Origin of the sequence: Actinomycetospora sp. NBRC 106375, from assembly GCF_030269665.1 — a bacterium.
Taxonomy (GTDB): domain Bacteria; phylum Actinomycetota; class Actinomycetes; order Mycobacteriales; family Pseudonocardiaceae; genus Actinomycetospora.
The window spans coordinates 94,366-107,895 of sequence record NZ_BSTS01000018.1; the positions used below are offsets into that span (position 1 = coordinate 94,366).

General features: G+C 72.4%; 18 protein-coding genes. 8 read left to right on the plus strand and 10 right to left on the minus strand.

The window, feature by feature from the left end:
* Positions 1–115 precede the first annotated feature (115 nt).
* Complete coding sequence (locus tag QSK03_RS25635) at positions 116–505, plus strand: hypothetical protein (RefSeq protein ID WP_285658033.1); 390 nt, start codon at positions 116–118, stop codon at positions 503–505.
* 83 nt (positions 506–588) lie between these two features.
* Here QSK03_RS25635 and QSK03_RS25640 read toward each other — a convergent pair whose 3' ends face one another.
* From QSK03_RS25640 to QSK03_RS25660, 5 genes are all read right to left on the minus strand, one after another.
* Positions 589–1,581, minus strand: a complete 993-nt coding sequence (locus QSK03_RS25640) for a phytanoyl-CoA dioxygenase family protein (protein WP_285658035.1) — start codon at positions 1,579–1,581, stop codon at positions 589–591.
* Entirely contained in the window at positions 1,578–2,420 is an 843-nt protein-coding gene (locus QSK03_RS25645) for a class I SAM-dependent methyltransferase (protein WP_285658039.1), read from the minus strand. The genes QSK03_RS25640 and QSK03_RS25645 overlap by 4 nt, the downstream gene beginning before the upstream one ends.
* Before the next feature lie 183 nt (positions 2,421–2,603).
* Positions 2,604–2,750 carry a hypothetical protein gene (locus QSK03_RS25650; protein WP_285658041.1) on the minus strand — a complete coding sequence of 49 codons (147 nt, stop codon included), beginning with the start codon at positions 2,748–2,750 and terminating at the stop codon, positions 2,604–2,606.
* A gap of 67 nt (positions 2,751–2,817) precedes the next feature.
* Positions 2,818–3,594 carry an alpha/beta fold hydrolase gene (locus QSK03_RS25655; protein WP_285658043.1) on the minus strand — a complete coding sequence of 259 codons (777 nt, stop codon included), beginning with the start codon at positions 3,592–3,594 and terminating at the stop codon, positions 2,818–2,820.
* Entirely contained in the window at positions 3,591–3,965 is a 375-nt protein-coding gene (locus tag QSK03_RS25660) for a DUF1330 domain-containing protein (protein ID WP_285658045.1), read from the minus strand. Before QSK03_RS25660 ends, QSK03_RS25655 begins: the two co-directional genes overlap by 4 nt.
* A gap of 240 nt (positions 3,966–4,205) precedes the next feature.
* Here QSK03_RS25660 and QSK03_RS25665 point away from each other — a divergent pair, with 240 nt between their 5' ends.
* Complete coding sequence (locus tag QSK03_RS25665; RefSeq protein WP_285658046.1) at positions 4,206–4,505, plus strand: hypothetical protein; 300 nt, start codon at positions 4,206–4,208, stop codon at positions 4,503–4,505.
* 237 nt (positions 4,506–4,742) lie between these two features.
* Here QSK03_RS25665 and QSK03_RS25670 read toward each other — a convergent pair whose 3' ends face one another.
* Entirely contained in the window at positions 4,743–5,858 is a 1,116-nt protein-coding gene (locus QSK03_RS25670) for an NDMA-dependent alcohol dehydrogenase (protein WP_285658047.1), read from the minus strand.
* A 207-nt stretch (positions 5,859–6,065) separates the two neighbouring features.
* Here QSK03_RS25670 and QSK03_RS25675 point away from each other — a divergent pair, with 207 nt between their 5' ends.
* From QSK03_RS25675 to QSK03_RS25690, 4 genes are all read left to right on the plus strand, one after another.
* A complete protein-coding gene (locus tag QSK03_RS25675; protein WP_285658049.1) occupies positions 6,066–6,212 on the plus strand; it encodes a hypothetical protein in 147 nt (48 codons plus the stop codon).
* Positions 6,213–6,232: 20 nt separating this feature from the next.
* On the plus strand, positions 6,233–6,547 hold the full coding sequence (locus QSK03_RS25680) for a carboxymuconolactone decarboxylase family protein (RefSeq protein ID WP_285658051.1): 315 nt from the start codon (positions 6,233–6,235) through the stop codon (positions 6,545–6,547).
* A 43-nt stretch (positions 6,548–6,590) separates the two neighbouring features.
* Positions 6,591–6,995, plus strand: coding sequence for a (R)-mandelonitrile lyase (locus QSK03_RS25685; RefSeq protein ID WP_285658052.1), 405 nt, complete (start codon positions 6,591–6,593; stop codon positions 6,993–6,995).
* Between the two features lie 206 nt (positions 6,996–7,201).
* On the plus strand, positions 7,202–7,768 hold the full coding sequence (locus QSK03_RS25690; RefSeq protein WP_285658054.1) for a DUF2231 domain-containing protein: 567 nt from the start codon (positions 7,202–7,204) through the stop codon (positions 7,766–7,768).
* Between the two features lie 100 nt (positions 7,769–7,868).
* Here the strand turns inward: QSK03_RS25690 and QSK03_RS25695 are convergent, their stop codons facing one another.
* Positions 7,869–9,290: a M1 family aminopeptidase gene (locus tag QSK03_RS25695; RefSeq protein WP_285658057.1), complete on the minus strand. Its 1,422-nt coding sequence runs from the start codon at positions 9,288–9,290 to the stop codon at positions 7,869–7,871.
* A 256-nt stretch (positions 9,291–9,546) separates the two neighbouring features.
* Positions 9,547–10,023, minus strand: coding sequence for a helix-turn-helix transcriptional regulator (locus QSK03_RS25700; protein WP_285658058.1), 477 nt, complete (start codon positions 10,021–10,023; stop codon positions 9,547–9,549).
* Positions 10,024–10,333: 310 nt separating this feature from the next.
* Here QSK03_RS25700 and QSK03_RS25705 point away from each other — a divergent pair, with 310 nt between their 5' ends.
* Complete coding sequence (locus tag QSK03_RS25705; protein WP_285658060.1) at positions 10,334–11,173, plus strand: alpha/beta fold hydrolase; 840 nt, start codon at positions 10,334–10,336, stop codon at positions 11,171–11,173.
* Between the two features lie 33 nt (positions 11,174–11,206).
* Here QSK03_RS25705 and QSK03_RS25710 read toward each other — a convergent pair whose 3' ends face one another.
* Positions 11,207–11,368 carry a hypothetical protein gene (locus QSK03_RS25710; protein WP_285658063.1) on the minus strand — a complete coding sequence of 54 codons (162 nt, stop codon included), beginning with the start codon at positions 11,366–11,368 and terminating at the stop codon, positions 11,207–11,209.
* Between the two features lie 16 nt (positions 11,369–11,384).
* Entirely contained in the window at positions 11,385–11,825 is a 441-nt protein-coding gene (locus tag QSK03_RS25715) for a MarR family winged helix-turn-helix transcriptional regulator (RefSeq protein WP_285658065.1), read from the minus strand.
* Between the two features lie 70 nt (positions 11,826–11,895).
* On the opposite strand from QSK03_RS25715, the gene QSK03_RS25720 reads away from it, so the two are divergent.
* Positions 11,896–13,485 (plus strand): FAD-dependent oxidoreductase, encoded by a 1,590-nt coding sequence (locus tag QSK03_RS25720; RefSeq protein WP_285658066.1) that lies wholly within the window; start codon positions 11,896–11,898, stop codon positions 13,483–13,485.
* The last annotated feature ends 45 nt before the right edge of the window (positions 13,486–13,530 follow it).

Here is a 13,530-nt window from a genome sequence, read left to right on the forward strand (position 1 = left end):
AGGACCGGGGCCCTGAGCGTATCCGCGCAGCTGCACGACTTCGGCGGCGTCCCCGACGGCGAGCAGGCCGCCGTCGACCCGGAAGAACGCCGCGGGCCGGCTGTGGTCGACAGGCGTGCCGTGCGACCCCGCCGCCGCGATGATCGAGTCGTCGGGCAGCGCAAGCATGGTGAGGCCGCCGGACAGCGAGAACACTAAGGACACGCGACGAGGCCGACGTTGGGAGAAGTCCCCCATCCCTGCACCCGGACCCCCCTATGTCGGGCGGTCGTTCGAGAACGTCCAGCGGGGTGATGACGCCACGTTCGACGTCCTGCGCCACCTCGCGCGCCGCGCCCAGCAAGTCTTCGCGGTGCTCGTCATCTCCTGCCGCGACGACGAGACCGGCCGCAACGCACGGCAGCGCGAATCGCGGCCCGCTGACGACACGTCCCAGCTCGTCGTGATCGGCCACAGCCGGTCCGCGCCGAAGCTTGACGCAGAGGTGCGGGCGCCGATGCGGTGACGTCGATGATCGGCGCGACCGCCCCGATACCTCTGCGGTATCCCGCACCACCGCCGTCCTCGTCGTGCTCGTCGCGGTCCCGATCACCACCGACGGGACGACGCCCGGCGGATGTCCAGCAGCGGGTTGCGGGAGCTCGCGGCGCGCTCGCCGGGCTCGGTGTCGGGGACGAAGAGCCGCCAGTCGCCGCTGACCATCGTGGGCGCGTCGATGATGCGGGCGCCCTCCCCGTAGTAGGTCGCCCCCAGCACCATGCGCGGCTGCGTCGAGCGGTTCGCCCCTGCGGTGTGGAAGCACAGCGTGGAGTGGAAGCTGACGTCACCGAGCGCGAACGGCTCCTCGACCACCTCGACACCCGCGTCGTCGAACGCTCGGGAGACCTGCCGGTCGAACGACGTGCCGTGCTTGTCGAACGGCAGCCCGGCGACGACGTCGCGCGCGCGCATCCCGCGGGCGAACGCGAGCGGCCCCATCGCCGCGGGCGCGGCCTGCAGGGGCATCCAGGTGGACACCACGTCGTGGCTGTCGAGCGGGAAGTGGTGCGCGTCCTCGTGCCAGGGGGTGCGGCCGGCGCCGGGCTCCTTGCACAGCGCGCTGTCGTGGTAGAGCCGCAGCGCGTCGACGCCGAGCAGGGCGGCGCTGATGGACCCGATCCGCGGGGAGAGCACCGCGGCCCGCACGAGGTCGTCCTCGAGCCACATCATCTCGCGGCTGCGCAGCCCCGAGGCGCTCGACCGATCGGTGAGCATGATCTCCAGCCGCCGGCGCAGGACCTCGGCGGCCCCCGGCGTGATCACCCCGGGCAGTCGGACGAAGCCATCGGTCGCGAACGCGGCGACCGCCGCGTCGTCGAGCGGGTAGGGCTCGGCGAGCTGCGCGAGCACCTCGGCCTCGCCGGGGAGCGGCCCCGGATCCACGACGGACACCTCGACCAGGTCGCCGTCGCCGTCCTGCCGTTCGGCGAGCGTCATGTACCAGTCCCACCACGACTCGTTGTCGGAGTCCCAGGCGGTGGAGACGTCGGTGGAGGGCCCGGCGCCGGTGGCGTCGGAGAGCCGATCGTTCACGGCGCTCACGGCGCCACCTCCCAGGTGATCACATGGACGTGCTGGGTGAAGCGGTAGCCGCCGTCGGTGCGGCACCCTGTGAGGTAGGCGCCCACCGCCGGGTCGGCCTCCATCGCCGCGAGCGGGACCGAGTCCTCGAACACGCAGCGCTGCAGGAACCCCTCGACGGTGGCGCGGTCGTCGGAAGCCACCGTGTACTCGATCGGCTCGACCCTCGGCTCGACGCCGGCGCGGCCCAGCGCGTCGGCCACCTGCTCGGCGGTGGAGAACGGCGTCGACGCGGGCGAGAAGGAGTCCCTGAACAGCCCGGCGAAGCGCAGGTAGTGCGACGCGGTGGTCGCCTGGACGACCGCGCCGAAGCCACCGGGGCGCAGCGCGGCGACCATGCGGGCGAGGGCCGCGTCGAGCTGCCCGGCCGGGATCGCGTAGAGCGCGTGGGTCGCCCACGCCACGTCGAACCCATCCACCGAGGGATGGAGGTCCTGCAGGCGGACCTCGTGCTCCCCGCGCACCACGAAGGGCGGGCCGAGCACCGAGCGCGCCTCGGAGATCGAGAACGCGGACGGGTCGAGCAGGTCGACCCCGACCGAGCGTCCGTCGACCCGACCGGCGAGCCCGCGACGCACCAGCTCAGCGGGGAACTTGCCACTGCCGCAGGCGACGTCGAGGACCCGCACCTCGGCGTCGTCACGAGCATGCCTGCGCAGGTCCGCGGCCCAGTCGCGCGCCGCGACCATCTGCCGGTAGTCCTCGATGGCGAGCGCGTAGAAGGCCTCCATGCCGAGCCGCCCGCTCTCGGCCCAGTGGACGAGGCTGCGCGCCTCGGTGTCGGTCGTCCCCACGTCCACGCGGCGCCGTCCTCTCCGACCGGCCGCACGCGCGTGGTGCGCGACACCGGGTGGCCCCGACGATGCCACCGGACACGCAGCTCCGCGCGCCAAGCAGGCAGGTGGACGGATCGGAGGGGAAGCCCTCGAAGGCATCGAGGCCGCCGCGGTCCCGGCGAGGATCTTGCTGGTGCCCTCCCGCGCTCAGACGTCGCCGGGGCGCGCCAGTGCCCGTCGGGCGACGATCCGGCCGTGCTCCTGCTCGACGTGACCCGCCTCCGGGATCACGAGCGGCTCCGGGCACCCACGCCCCCGGTCGGCGTCGCGCGGACCGAGATCGAGGTGGTGCACCCGCAGGCCCTCGTCACCCGCGAGGTCAACGAACCGCTCGTGGGGGGGCGCAGCGCGGGGATGGTGGTCACGACGCGACCTCCTTCCAGAAGTCCACGAGCACCTGGGCACCGCGCACCGGGTCCTGCGCCATCCACCAGTGACCGAGGCCCTCGAGCACCGCGAGCCGGGCCCCGGCCCGAGCTGCCGCGCGTCGGCGCTGGCCCTCGTCGCCCACCACGTGGTCGGCGGTGGCGAGCACCGCGAGGCCCGGGCGCTGCGCGGCGTCCGGCAGGCGGGCGCCGGCCTCGGCCATCACCGGCTGCACCGCCGCGCGGTAGTACCGGAGCACAGCGCGTCCCATCGCCTCGTCCTGGCCGGCGACGACCCGCGCGGCGACCGGCTCCGGCATCCCGCGGTCGACGAGCAGGGCCACCACGGCGTCCACGTCGCGGTCGGGACCGAAGCGTTCCGCGACGTCGGCCTCGCCCACGCCGGGCGTCTGCCAGCGCTGCGCGAGCTCGTGCCAGACGTAGTCGGGCTCGAAGGCCCCGAGGGTGTCGCTGACCCAGCTGCGCAGGAGGTCGGGACGGCTCATGGCGACGCGCACCGTGTGACTGCCGCCCAGGTCGTGGCCGACGAGGTCGACGGGCCGGTCGGTGGCGACGATCGCTTCGAGCTCGCCGACGAGCCAGTCGCGGTAGCCGTCCGGTGTGGCCGAGAAGTCCTCGGGCAGGGCTGCCCCGAAGCCGGGCGGCGCGAGCCGCACGATCCGCTCCCGCACCCCGGCCCGCTCCAGCGCCTCGAGCAGGCGGTCCCAGACGACCGGGGTCTCCGGGTTGCCGTGCACGAGCACCACCGTCACGACGACACCTCCGCCAACGGCACGGTCGGCTGGAGCACGGCCTCGACCAGGGCTTCGGTACGGAAGTGCTCGGCCTGCCGGTACTCCGGGTCGCTGATCATCGCCGCGAAGTGCTCCCGGCTCGGGTAGCGCACGAGCGCGACCATGTCCCAGGCCTGCCCCTGCTCGGCGGCGAGCGGGCGTCCGCCCTCGCCCAGGTAGGTGATCTGCACGCCGTGGCGCGCGACCACCCCGCTGATGGCGTCGACGTAGCGCTGGTAGCTCTCCCGACCTCCGTCGGGTCGGAAACGCAGCAGGTTGAGCATGACGACGGGCCCGCCGGGGTCCTCGGCGAGCATCGTGTCCACCGCGCCGTCCTGTACCTCGATCATCATCGGCTCCTCTCGATTCCCCGACCAGCGTCACATACTTGCCAGACAACACGCAAGTATCCTCGATCGACCGCGTGGCCGGCGACCCGGGCGCATCGCCTGCCCGTCTCCGGGGACGTCCCGGCGCCCCGGCGTTGGATCTTGCCCTCGTCGTCGGACAGCGACGAGACGCTGTGTCTCATATCGTGGAACCGATGGGCCTGGAACGGCCCTCGTCGCTCGTCCTGTCGGGGGTCGGCCGTGTCGTTTCGCTTCGCCAGACTGCGCTCGGGCCTGTTCGCCTGGGGGCGACCACGGCGTGGACGGGGCACCGAAGCGCATGGCCGGCCCGACCCCGTCGGCGCCCGGGAGCGCTACCACCGCGCGCTGTTCCTCGTCGTCGGTTTCTGGGCACTCATGACGTGCGCGGCGGGCGCCGTCTACCCGCCCGCCGCGCTCGTGTTCGCGGCGGCCGGGCTCGTCCACATCGTTGTCGGGTACCAGGTCGAACAGAAGCGGCGGGCCGACGAACGCGCTCCCGAGGGCGATCAGACGGTGTGATGTCCGGGATGCCCTCGAGTCAGGGCGAGCCTGCTGCGCGTCGAGCTCGCCGACGGGGCGCTCACCGCTCCTGGTCGGTCTCGGGGTCGCCCCACGGAGCGAGGGGGAAGTACCTCGGGGTCTTCGACGAGCCCGTGTTCGCGGCCGTCAGGACTCCGACGCCGGTGGCGCGCGGCCACGGCGTCGCGGCGCCGAGCCGAACCAGGCCTCAGCGCGTCGTGGCCGCACGGGGAGCGTTCACTCGTGCACGATCACCCCACGGATGATCTTGCCGTCGCGGAGGTCCTGGTAGCCCTCGTTGACCTGGTCGAGGGTGTACCGCTTGGTGATGAGCTCGTCGAGCTTGAGCCCGCCCTTGTTCCACAGCCGCAGCAGCCGCGGGATGTCGTGGTGCGGGTTGCACGAGCCGAACTGGGCGCCGCGCATGACCTTCTCGCTGCGCACCATCAGGGCGCTCGGGAGCTGGATCGTGTTGTTCGCCGCGTTCGCCTGGCTGACCAGCACCACCGTCGAGCCCTTGCCCACGATGTCGAAGGCCTGCCGGATGACCTTCTCGTCCATCACGCCGACGGTCAGGATCGCCTGGTCCGCGCCGTTGCCCCAGGTGAGCTCCTTGACCTTCGCGTCGGCCTCCTCCGCGTCCGCGAACGTGTGGGTCGCGCCGAACGACAGCGCCGTCTCCCGCTTGAACTCCACCGGGTCGACCACCACGACGTACTGGGCACCCGCCTGCGCGGCCCCCTGCACCGCGTTCATCCCGACGCCGCCGGCGCCGAAGATCACCGCCGTGTCACCCGCCCGCACGCCGCCGGCGTTGACCGCGGAGCCCCACCCGGTCGGGACGCCGCACCCGGCCAGGACGGCCACCTCGAGCGGGAGCCACGGATCGACCTTCACCGCCGACCGCTCGTGCACCGTGGCTCGCTCGGAGAACGTGCCGAGCATGCAGAAACCACCGAGGTCGGTGCCGCCCCGGTGGTAGCGGAACGTCCCGTCGGGCATGCAGCCCTGCAGGATGTTGGCCCCGATGTTGCACAGGTTCGTGTGCCCGGTCTCGCAGTACCGGCAGTAGCCGCAGCTGGGCATGAAGCTGCACACGACGTGGTCACCGGGCTCGAGGTGCGTCACCCCCGGGCCGACCGACTCGATGATCCCGGCGCCCTCGTGACCGGCCACGATCGGGAACCGGGGGGAGTCCCCGTAGATGCCCTCGACCAGGTGCAGGTCGGAGTGGCACAACCCGGACGCGGTGAACTTGACGTGCACCTCGCCGGGGCCCGGATCGTCGACCTCGAGCTCGGTGATCTCGAACTCCGTCTGCCCCTTGTCCATGACTGCCGCACGAGTCTTCATCCGGTCTCCCACCACGCGTCCGCCCGGCTCTGTCCTCGATCGATGCACGACATCGCATCGTTGGTGGGACAGTGACACATTCCATCGAGCATGATCAAGATCGGGAGCAGAGGCGAGCGATGCCGTCCTCCCGGCGGTCGGCGTCGCCGTGAACTGCCGCAGCGACCTCGGTGGTCCAGAACCCCGGCGCACCCCACTGTCTGCGCGGTGATCGTCGCGGGCGCCGGGACCGGTCCCGCCGCAGCCGTGGCGGGGTGGGGCACCGCCGTCGTCGTCACCGCATCCGTGTCGCTGGCCTGCGCCCTGTTTGCCCTCGTCATCCGCGAGCGCACCCCGGCCACGATCGCCACCTGATTCACACGAGAGGAACCCCCATGGCCGACGACCCCTTCGCCCTGTCCCCCAAGCTCGGCGAGCTCACCAGCGACGTCCTGTTCGGCGACGTCTGGGAGCGTCCCGGGCTCCCGAAGCGCGACCGCAGCCTGATCACCGTCGCCGCGCTGGTCTCGCTCTACCGCCCCGAGCAGCTCGTCGGGCACCTCCACCGCGCGCTCGACAACGGCCTGACCCGCGACGAGCTCGTCGAGGCCATCACCCACCTCGCGTTCTACGGCGGGTGGCCGACCGCCGTCACCGCCCTGAGCCGTCTCGAGGAGGTCCTGGAGAGCCGCGGCGAGGAGACGGCGTGACACCGCCGTCCGACCATCTCGTCTGATCACGCAAGGAGAAGCCGTGGAGCTGGAACCCGTCGCCCCCACCGCCAAGGCGCCCGCCGAGCGCTTCACCGGCGACGTCTACGTCAACCCCGTCCACACCCCCCACGAGCCGTCGCGGCTCATCGCCAGCCTCGTGCGCTTCACCCCCGGCGCTCGCACCAACTGGCACTCCCACCACCTCGGCCAGGCGCTGCACTGCACCGACGGCGAAGGCTTCGTCGTCAACCGCGACGGCACCGTCATCCGCATGCGTCCCGGCGACACCGTCTGGACCCCGCCCGGCGAGGAGCACTGGCACGGCGCCACCGAGGGCAACCTCATGTGCCACTACGCCCTGCTCGAGGGCACCGGCGACGGCGACGGCACCACGTGGCTCGAGCCCGTCACCGACGAGCAGTACCGCCAGGCCCATACCGAGTAGGAGCGAGGCCGCGGTTGCACGCTGCTCCTGTCACGGGCCGGAGATCAATGGGGCCGGCCGAGCTCGCCCGGACGCCAATGGGATCACGACCCGCCGCGCGGGCGGCTCGCCGCGCGTGCCGGCGCACCGCGTTCTCCTGCTCCTTCAGCACCGTTTCAGCCGACACACCCATGCTGACGCCCGACGACGAGAGAGGGCGGTCCCGGATGTCGACGGTGAACGGGCTTCCGGCCCATGTCCTGCTGGTGCACGCGGTCGTGGTGCTGGTTCCGCTGACGTCGCTGCTGCTGGTGCTGGTGACGGTCTGGCCTGCCGCACGGGCCCGGCTCACGGTCTTCACCGCGGTCGTCGCCGTGATCACGCTCGTCGCGGTCCCGATCACGACCGAGGCCGGGGAGTGGCTCGAGCACCGGCTACCGCACTCCGAGCTCATCGAGGTCCACGCCGAGCTCGGGGACACGATGCTGCCCTGGGCGATCGGTCTGGCCGTGGTGGCGCTGGCCGTGGCCGGGCGTGAGCGGGCGGCCCGCCGGACGCGCCGTCACGGGCCGGGCACGGTCACCGCTCCCCGCACCCGGCCGGGTGGTGCCGCAGTGACCGTCGTGATCGCGGTCCTCGCCGTCGTCCTGGCCGTGGGCGCGCTCGTGACCGTGTACCGGATCGGCGACTCCGGGGCGGTCGCGTCCTGGACCGGCAAGTTCAGCCCGACACCGATCTCCGGTCCCGGCTCCCCCGGCTTCCGCGGCGGTCCGCCCGGCGGCACCGGCGGTTGACCCTGCCCTTCGTCACAGCAGCTGCACTGCCGGGGACGGGCACCAGTGCGGTTCAGACCGTGAGAAGGCCACGGTCACCACGCTTCGAGAGCCGCCACCCTCAGCCGGGCGGGGTGAGGGCTCCGGCGCGGGTGAGCACGTCGGTGGCGGGCGGCAGTCCCCGCAGGGCGTGAGCCAGGTCGGCCGGGGTGGCGACGCGGTGGGCGTTCTCGGCGACGTAGGCCCGGATCGCGGCGTCGAAAGGTCCGGCGCCGACGCGCTGCCGGGCGGCGAGCAGGGCGGCGGCGCCTTGTACGTAGACCCCGGAGTAGTAGGCCTCGGCGCCGCGGTCCGACCAGATCGTCATCGGATCCCCGAGCCTGCCGCGCAGCCCCTTGGGCACGTCGTGGGTGGCGTACTGCTCCGGGGTGTCGTCGGCGACGGCCTGGGCGTAGGTCGCGAAGCCCTCGTCGAGCCAGGGATCGCGGGCCTGGTCGTTGCCGACGAGCCCGTAGAACCACTGGTGGGCCAGCTCGTGGGTGACCAGCTCGGGGAGCCCGTCCGGCGGGATGTCGCCGAACAGCACAGTGCCCGGGTACTCGATGCCCGACGACAGCGGCGGGACGATCGCGACCCACAGATCGGGGTAGGGGAAGGCGCCGACGAGCGCCTCGAGCCGCCCGAGCGCGCCGTCGATCTCGTCGGCCCAGCGCGCCGGGTCGGTGCGCGTCCCCGACGTCGGGACGAACAGGTGCAGGCGGGTGCCGGCGACGTCGCGCTCGAGCACGCGGTAGGCGCCGACAGCGACGGCGACGTCGCGCACGGCCTCGGCGCGGAACACGTGGGTCGTGGTGCCGGCACGCGGCCCCGGGGCCGGGGCGTCGGCATGGCCGGCGCCCGACACGGCGGCGCCGTCGGGAGCCAGGACCCGCAGGGCGTCGAGGCGGAACTCCTCGCTGGTCGCGGTCTCGCTGGGGATCTGCACGGCGTCGTCACGGACCCAGCCCTGTCCGCGGACCCACGCGAGCAGGGGGAACCCGGAGCCGAACCAGGCGACACCGCTGCGCCGGGAGGTGCCCAGTCGCTCGTCGGCATCACCGCCCAGGCGCAGCGTGAAATCGAGCCCGACCCGGACGGTCTGCCCCGCGCTGACACAGACGGGCAGCGGGAGCTCGACGAGCGTGCCGGGGACACCGGGCCGAGCGCCCGCCGCCCGGACCACCGGCGCGACGGGACGTCCTTGCACCGTGGCGGCGGTGACCTGCAGAGCGTTGCCCTGGTCGGCGGCGTTCGGCATGTTCGGCCAGGTCCGGAACACAAGCTCGCACACCGGCAGGTCGGGGGTGAACGTCACCGTCTCCTGCCCGGTGGCGCTGCGCAGGTCCGGGGCCACGTCGAACGACAGATCGACCACGGGCCGCTGCCCCCACACGGCGGCCCGCGCCGGCGCCGCGACGCCGGCGCTGAGCACGGTCAGGACCACGACCAGCACCGGGAGAGTCGCCAGTGACCAGGCGGGTCGGCCGGGTTCTCGGAACGTCACGGGCTCGCTCCCTGATCAGGGCGCCCTGTCGCCCGTCGGGCGGAGACGAGCGCGTCGTGCTCGGCCGCTCCGGCCCGCGCGAGTGGTCCCTCTCCACGGTGGCGGGCTCGACGATGCCGTCCGCGGGGACATCGCGCCAGGAGTTCCGTCACGGAAGCACCGACGCCGCCCCGGCGATGACGTCCCGGAGGTCCCCGTCGACCACCGTGCCGTCGTCGTCGGGTCTGCGACCGATTCGACATCGGAGACCGCGAAGTCAGCTACGCAAGGTGCTGCTCGGCGGGCACCCGAACACCTTGGTGTAGTCGCCGGCGAAACGCCCGGCGCTCGCGAAGCCCCATCGTGCGGCGATGTCGTTGACGGTGTCGCCCCGGGCGGGGTCGGCCGCGGCGAGATCGCGGTGCGCGTTCTCGAGCCGGAGGGTGCGCAGATAGCCGAACGGAGTCTGGCCGCGATACTTGCGGAAGGCGTGCTGCACGCCCCGGGTGCCGATGCCTGCGGCGTCGGCGATGTCCCGGATGGTGATGGCGCGATGCGCGTTCGCGTGGATGAACTCCACGGCTCGCCGGACCGCGATCGGCTCCCAGCCGACCTGCCCGGGCGCCTGGTCGTGGCTCCACGTCGTGACCAGCCAGGCTGCGTAGTGCGAGGCATCGGAACCACAGCTGGTGGCGATCTCGGTGAGCATCGTCGAGGCCCGAGGAACGTCCAGGTGGTAGCGCTCGACGAGCATCCCCGTCGCTACGTCCACTGGATCAGGAGAAACGGACACCGGGGCCTCCTCGAACAGGGTCGACTGCCGTGCCGCGCAGTAGTCGAGGTCGAGGCCATCGGTTTGACCGACAGAGCAACTCTGACACCGGACCAGGCCCCGGCGCACGGGCCGTGTTCATCCGGCCGGCACACGGGCTACGGCGTCGCTCCCTCTGCGGCTCGGGCTCTGCTCCGGGTGGGCGTCAGCTACCACTCGGGGAGCCATGACTCCGCGCTCCAGGGCTCGAGCCTTTCCTGCCACGCGGCCCCGGGGTGGATACCTTCGACGCATGGAGCCTTCGCGCAGAGGTCATCTGCCGATCGACGGGCTCCAGCTGTACTACGAGGTGCACGGTGATCTCGCGGCTCCCGGCGCCGTTCCCCTCCTGCTCGTTCCCGGGGCCTTCCAGTCGACCGAGTTCATGACGCCTTGGGTGGCAGCCTTCGCCGATGCGCGTCCCGTCATCGTCGTCGATCAACAGGGGCACGGCCGCACACCCGATACGCCGCGTCCGATGTCGTACGAGCGGTTCGGCGACGACGCAGCCGCGGTGCTGAGCGCCCTGGAGGTCGCACGCGCCGACGTCATGGGCTACTCGCAGGGCGGGGCGGTCGGGTTGCAGCTGGCGCTGCGTCACCCGCAGCTCGTGAGCAAGCTCGTCGTCATGTCGGCCACCTACCGCCCGGACGGCTGGTACCCGGCGGTCCCCCGGGCGATCGCGGATCTCACCAGCGCCGACTTCGCGGACACGCCGATCGGCGAGACCTTCCGCCGGCACACCTCCGATCCGCAGGCGTTCGAGACCTACGTCGAGAAGATGAAGGTGCTGGGCATCGAGGACCACGACATCAGCGACGCCGACATGAGGTCGATCCGTGCCCGCGCGATGGTCATCGTCGGGGACGCGGACGGCGTCAGGCCCGGGCACGCGGTGGAGATGTTCACGGTGCTCGGTGGCGGTGACGAGGAGGCGGCCGCGACGGGCGTGATGTCCTCGGTGCCGCGGGCCAGGCTCGTCGTCCTCCCGGCGACGTCGCACATCTCGATCTTCGTAGCCGTGGACGTCCTCGAACCGATGATCACCGCGTTCCTGGACGACGTCCACCCGGCCGACGCGTCGCTGTGGTGAGCAGATCACCGAGGCCTCGTCGTTCTCCGCACGTCAGTCGTCGGCGGCGCGTGCACTCGCACGCCTCTCGCGTCGCGGGCTGCCGATGATCAGGTGCAGGGTCTCGCGCAGCCGGCCGACCTGATCCGGCCCGACGACGTCGGCGAGCCAGGCGTCGTAGTCCGCGATGACCCCCTTGCGCAGGATCCGGGCCATGAGGGCCGACAGTCCGCTACCGCGGCCACGCTCGCGTCAGGCTGTCGCGCAACTCCGTCAGGGCCCCGGGCCCCAGCCGACGCTCGAGCTCGTGTTCGAGGTCGCGGAGGATTCCGGAAGCGACGTCACGACGCCGGCACCCCGCGTCGGTCAGTCCGACGAGGGTGCTGCGGGGGAAGCCCGGCCCCGGCGCGCTGACCAGCAGCCCTTCGTCGACCAGCTGCGTGACCGCGCGGTGCATCGTCTGGCGGGTGACGCCGGCGCGGCGGGCCAGTTCGGCGATGCTCAGGGACGTCTCGCTGTCCAGGTGAGCGAGCACGACCGCGTGTGCCGGGGTGATCGGGTCCACGCCCGCCTCCCCCAGACGCTCGAGCAGCTCGTCGGAGAACCAGCGGACGGCTCGCTGCAGGAGCGCCAGCAGCGGCAGGTCCGTGCGCGCGTCCTCGTCGGCACTCATGGCTCGCGCTCCTCCGTCCTCGGCGTAGAGTTGCTGTGTCAGCTTAGGTGACACAGAGGGACCGGTGGGTATGGAGAGCTACGACGTCGACGTCCTCGTGGCCGGGGCGGGCCCGGTCGGCCTCCTCGCGGCGTGGCAGCTGGCCCGGTGGGGCGTCTCGGTCCGGCTGGTGGACGCCGCTTCCGGGCCGGCGACGACCAGCCGCGCGCTCGGTACGCACGCCCGCAGCCTGGAGATCTACGACCAGCTCGGCATCCTCGGCGAGATCGCTCCGCACGGGACGAGGGTCAACGCCTTCATCCGCCACCAGCCCGACCGGGTGGCCAGGGTCGATTTCGAGTTCGGCGACCTCGCGACCCGGTTTCCCTACATGTTCAACGTCGACCAGGTGATCACCGAACGCGTGCTCCGCGGGCAGGCCGCCGCGGCCGGGGTGGCGGTGGAGTGGAACACGCGGCTGGAGTCGTTCACGCTCGACGAGGACGGCGTCACGGTCGCCCTGGCCCACGGCGACGGCCAGGAGCACCGGCAGGAGACCGTGCGGGCGCGGTACCTGTGGGGCTGCGACGGCGGGCACTCGACCGTCCGGAAGACCCTCCAGCTCCCCCTGACCGGCGAGGCCGCCCACACCTGGCTGATCGCCGACGCCGTCGTGCACACCGACCTCGACCGCGACGGAGTGCACTGGCTGTTCCCGGCCGGCGGCGCGCTGATGGCGTTCCCCTTCCCCGACCCGGGCAAGTGGCGGCTCCTGGACACCACCGGCCAGGGTGATCCCGACGATCCCGAGCAGATCGCCCGGCAGTTCGGCACCAAGCTGTCCGAGGCCCTGGGACGCGACACCGACGTCGAGAGCCCCAGCTGGGCGTCGAGGTTCACCATCCAGCAGCGCGCGGTACCTGCCATGCACGTCGGGCGGTGCTTCGTCTCCGGCGACGCCGCTCACGTCCACTCCCCCGCATCCGGGCAGGGCCTCAACACCGGCATCCAGGACGCCTACAACCTGGCCTGGAAGCTGGCCATGGTCATCCAGGGCCACGCGGACCCCGTGCTCCTCGACACCTACGACACCGAGCGCGTCCCCATCGGCCAGGCCCTGCTCGCCTCCACCGGCGAGGTCATGAACACCGCGATGGTCGACACCACGAGTGCCGACACCCAGGACGCCGATCGGGGCTTCGCGCGTCAGCTCATCCGGACCATGTCGGGCCTGGGCATCGCCTACCCCGACAGCCCGCTGACGGTGCCGGACGATCAGCCCGACGATCAGCCGGGCGAGGGACCGCGACCCGGCCGGCGACTCACCCAGATCTCCGCCGCGGATGCCCAGTCACCCGGCTGGACGGTCCTGCGCACAGCGCTGCGGACTCCCGCCTGGCACCTGCTGGTCTTCGCCGGGAGCAACGACGCGAGCAGTCCGGAACCGGTCACCGCGTCGTTGCCGGCGTGGCTGGACAGGATCACGATCAGCGTCGGCGACGACCGCGGTGTGCGGGATCCCGACGGCCGGGTCAGGGACACGCTGGCCGCGACCGACGGGGACTGGCTCCTCGCCCGTCCCGACGGCTATCTCAGCGCCCGTGGCCACGGGGACGCCACCCTGCGCGCCGCTCTGGAGCGGATGCCCGCCCTGCACGTGCCGGAGCCGGCACGTGCCTGAGCGTCGGGGCACGCGACACGGCTCAGGCATCACCTCGCACGCGAC

Coding starts and splice junctions, on each gene's coding strand:
- QSK03_RS25680 (WP_285658051.1), top strand. CDS start 6,233: ATGGCCGACGACCCCTTCGCCCTGTCCCCCAAGCTCGGCGAGCTCACC.
- QSK03_RS25690 (WP_285658054.1), top strand. CDS start 7,202: ATGTCGACGGTGAACGGGCTTCCGGCCCATGTCCTGCTGGTGCACGCG.
- QSK03_RS25720 (WP_285658066.1), top strand. CDS start 11,896: ATGGAGAGCTACGACGTCGACGTCCTCGTGGCCGGGGCGGGCCCGGTC.
- QSK03_RS25660 (WP_285658045.1), bottom strand. CDS start 3,965: ATGATCGAGGTACAGGACGGCGCGGTGGACACGATGCTCGCCGAGGAC.
- QSK03_RS25710 (WP_285658063.1), bottom strand. CDS start 11,368: ATGGCCCGGATCCTGCGCAAGGGGGTCATCGCGGACTACGACGCCTGG.
- QSK03_RS25705 (WP_285658060.1), top strand. CDS start 10,334: ATGGAGCCTTCGCGCAGAGGTCATCTGCCGATCGACGGGCTCCAGCTG.
- QSK03_RS25715 (WP_285658065.1), bottom strand. CDS start 11,825: ATGAGTGCCGACGAGGACGCGCGCACGGACCTGCCGCTGCTGGCGCTC.
- QSK03_RS25700 (WP_285658058.1), bottom strand. CDS start 10,023: ATGCTCGTCGAGCGCTACCACCTGGACGTTCCTCGGGCCTCGACGATG.
- QSK03_RS25670 (WP_285658047.1), bottom strand. CDS start 5,858: ATGAAGACTCGTGCGGCAGTCATGGACAAGGGGCAGACGGAGTTCGAG.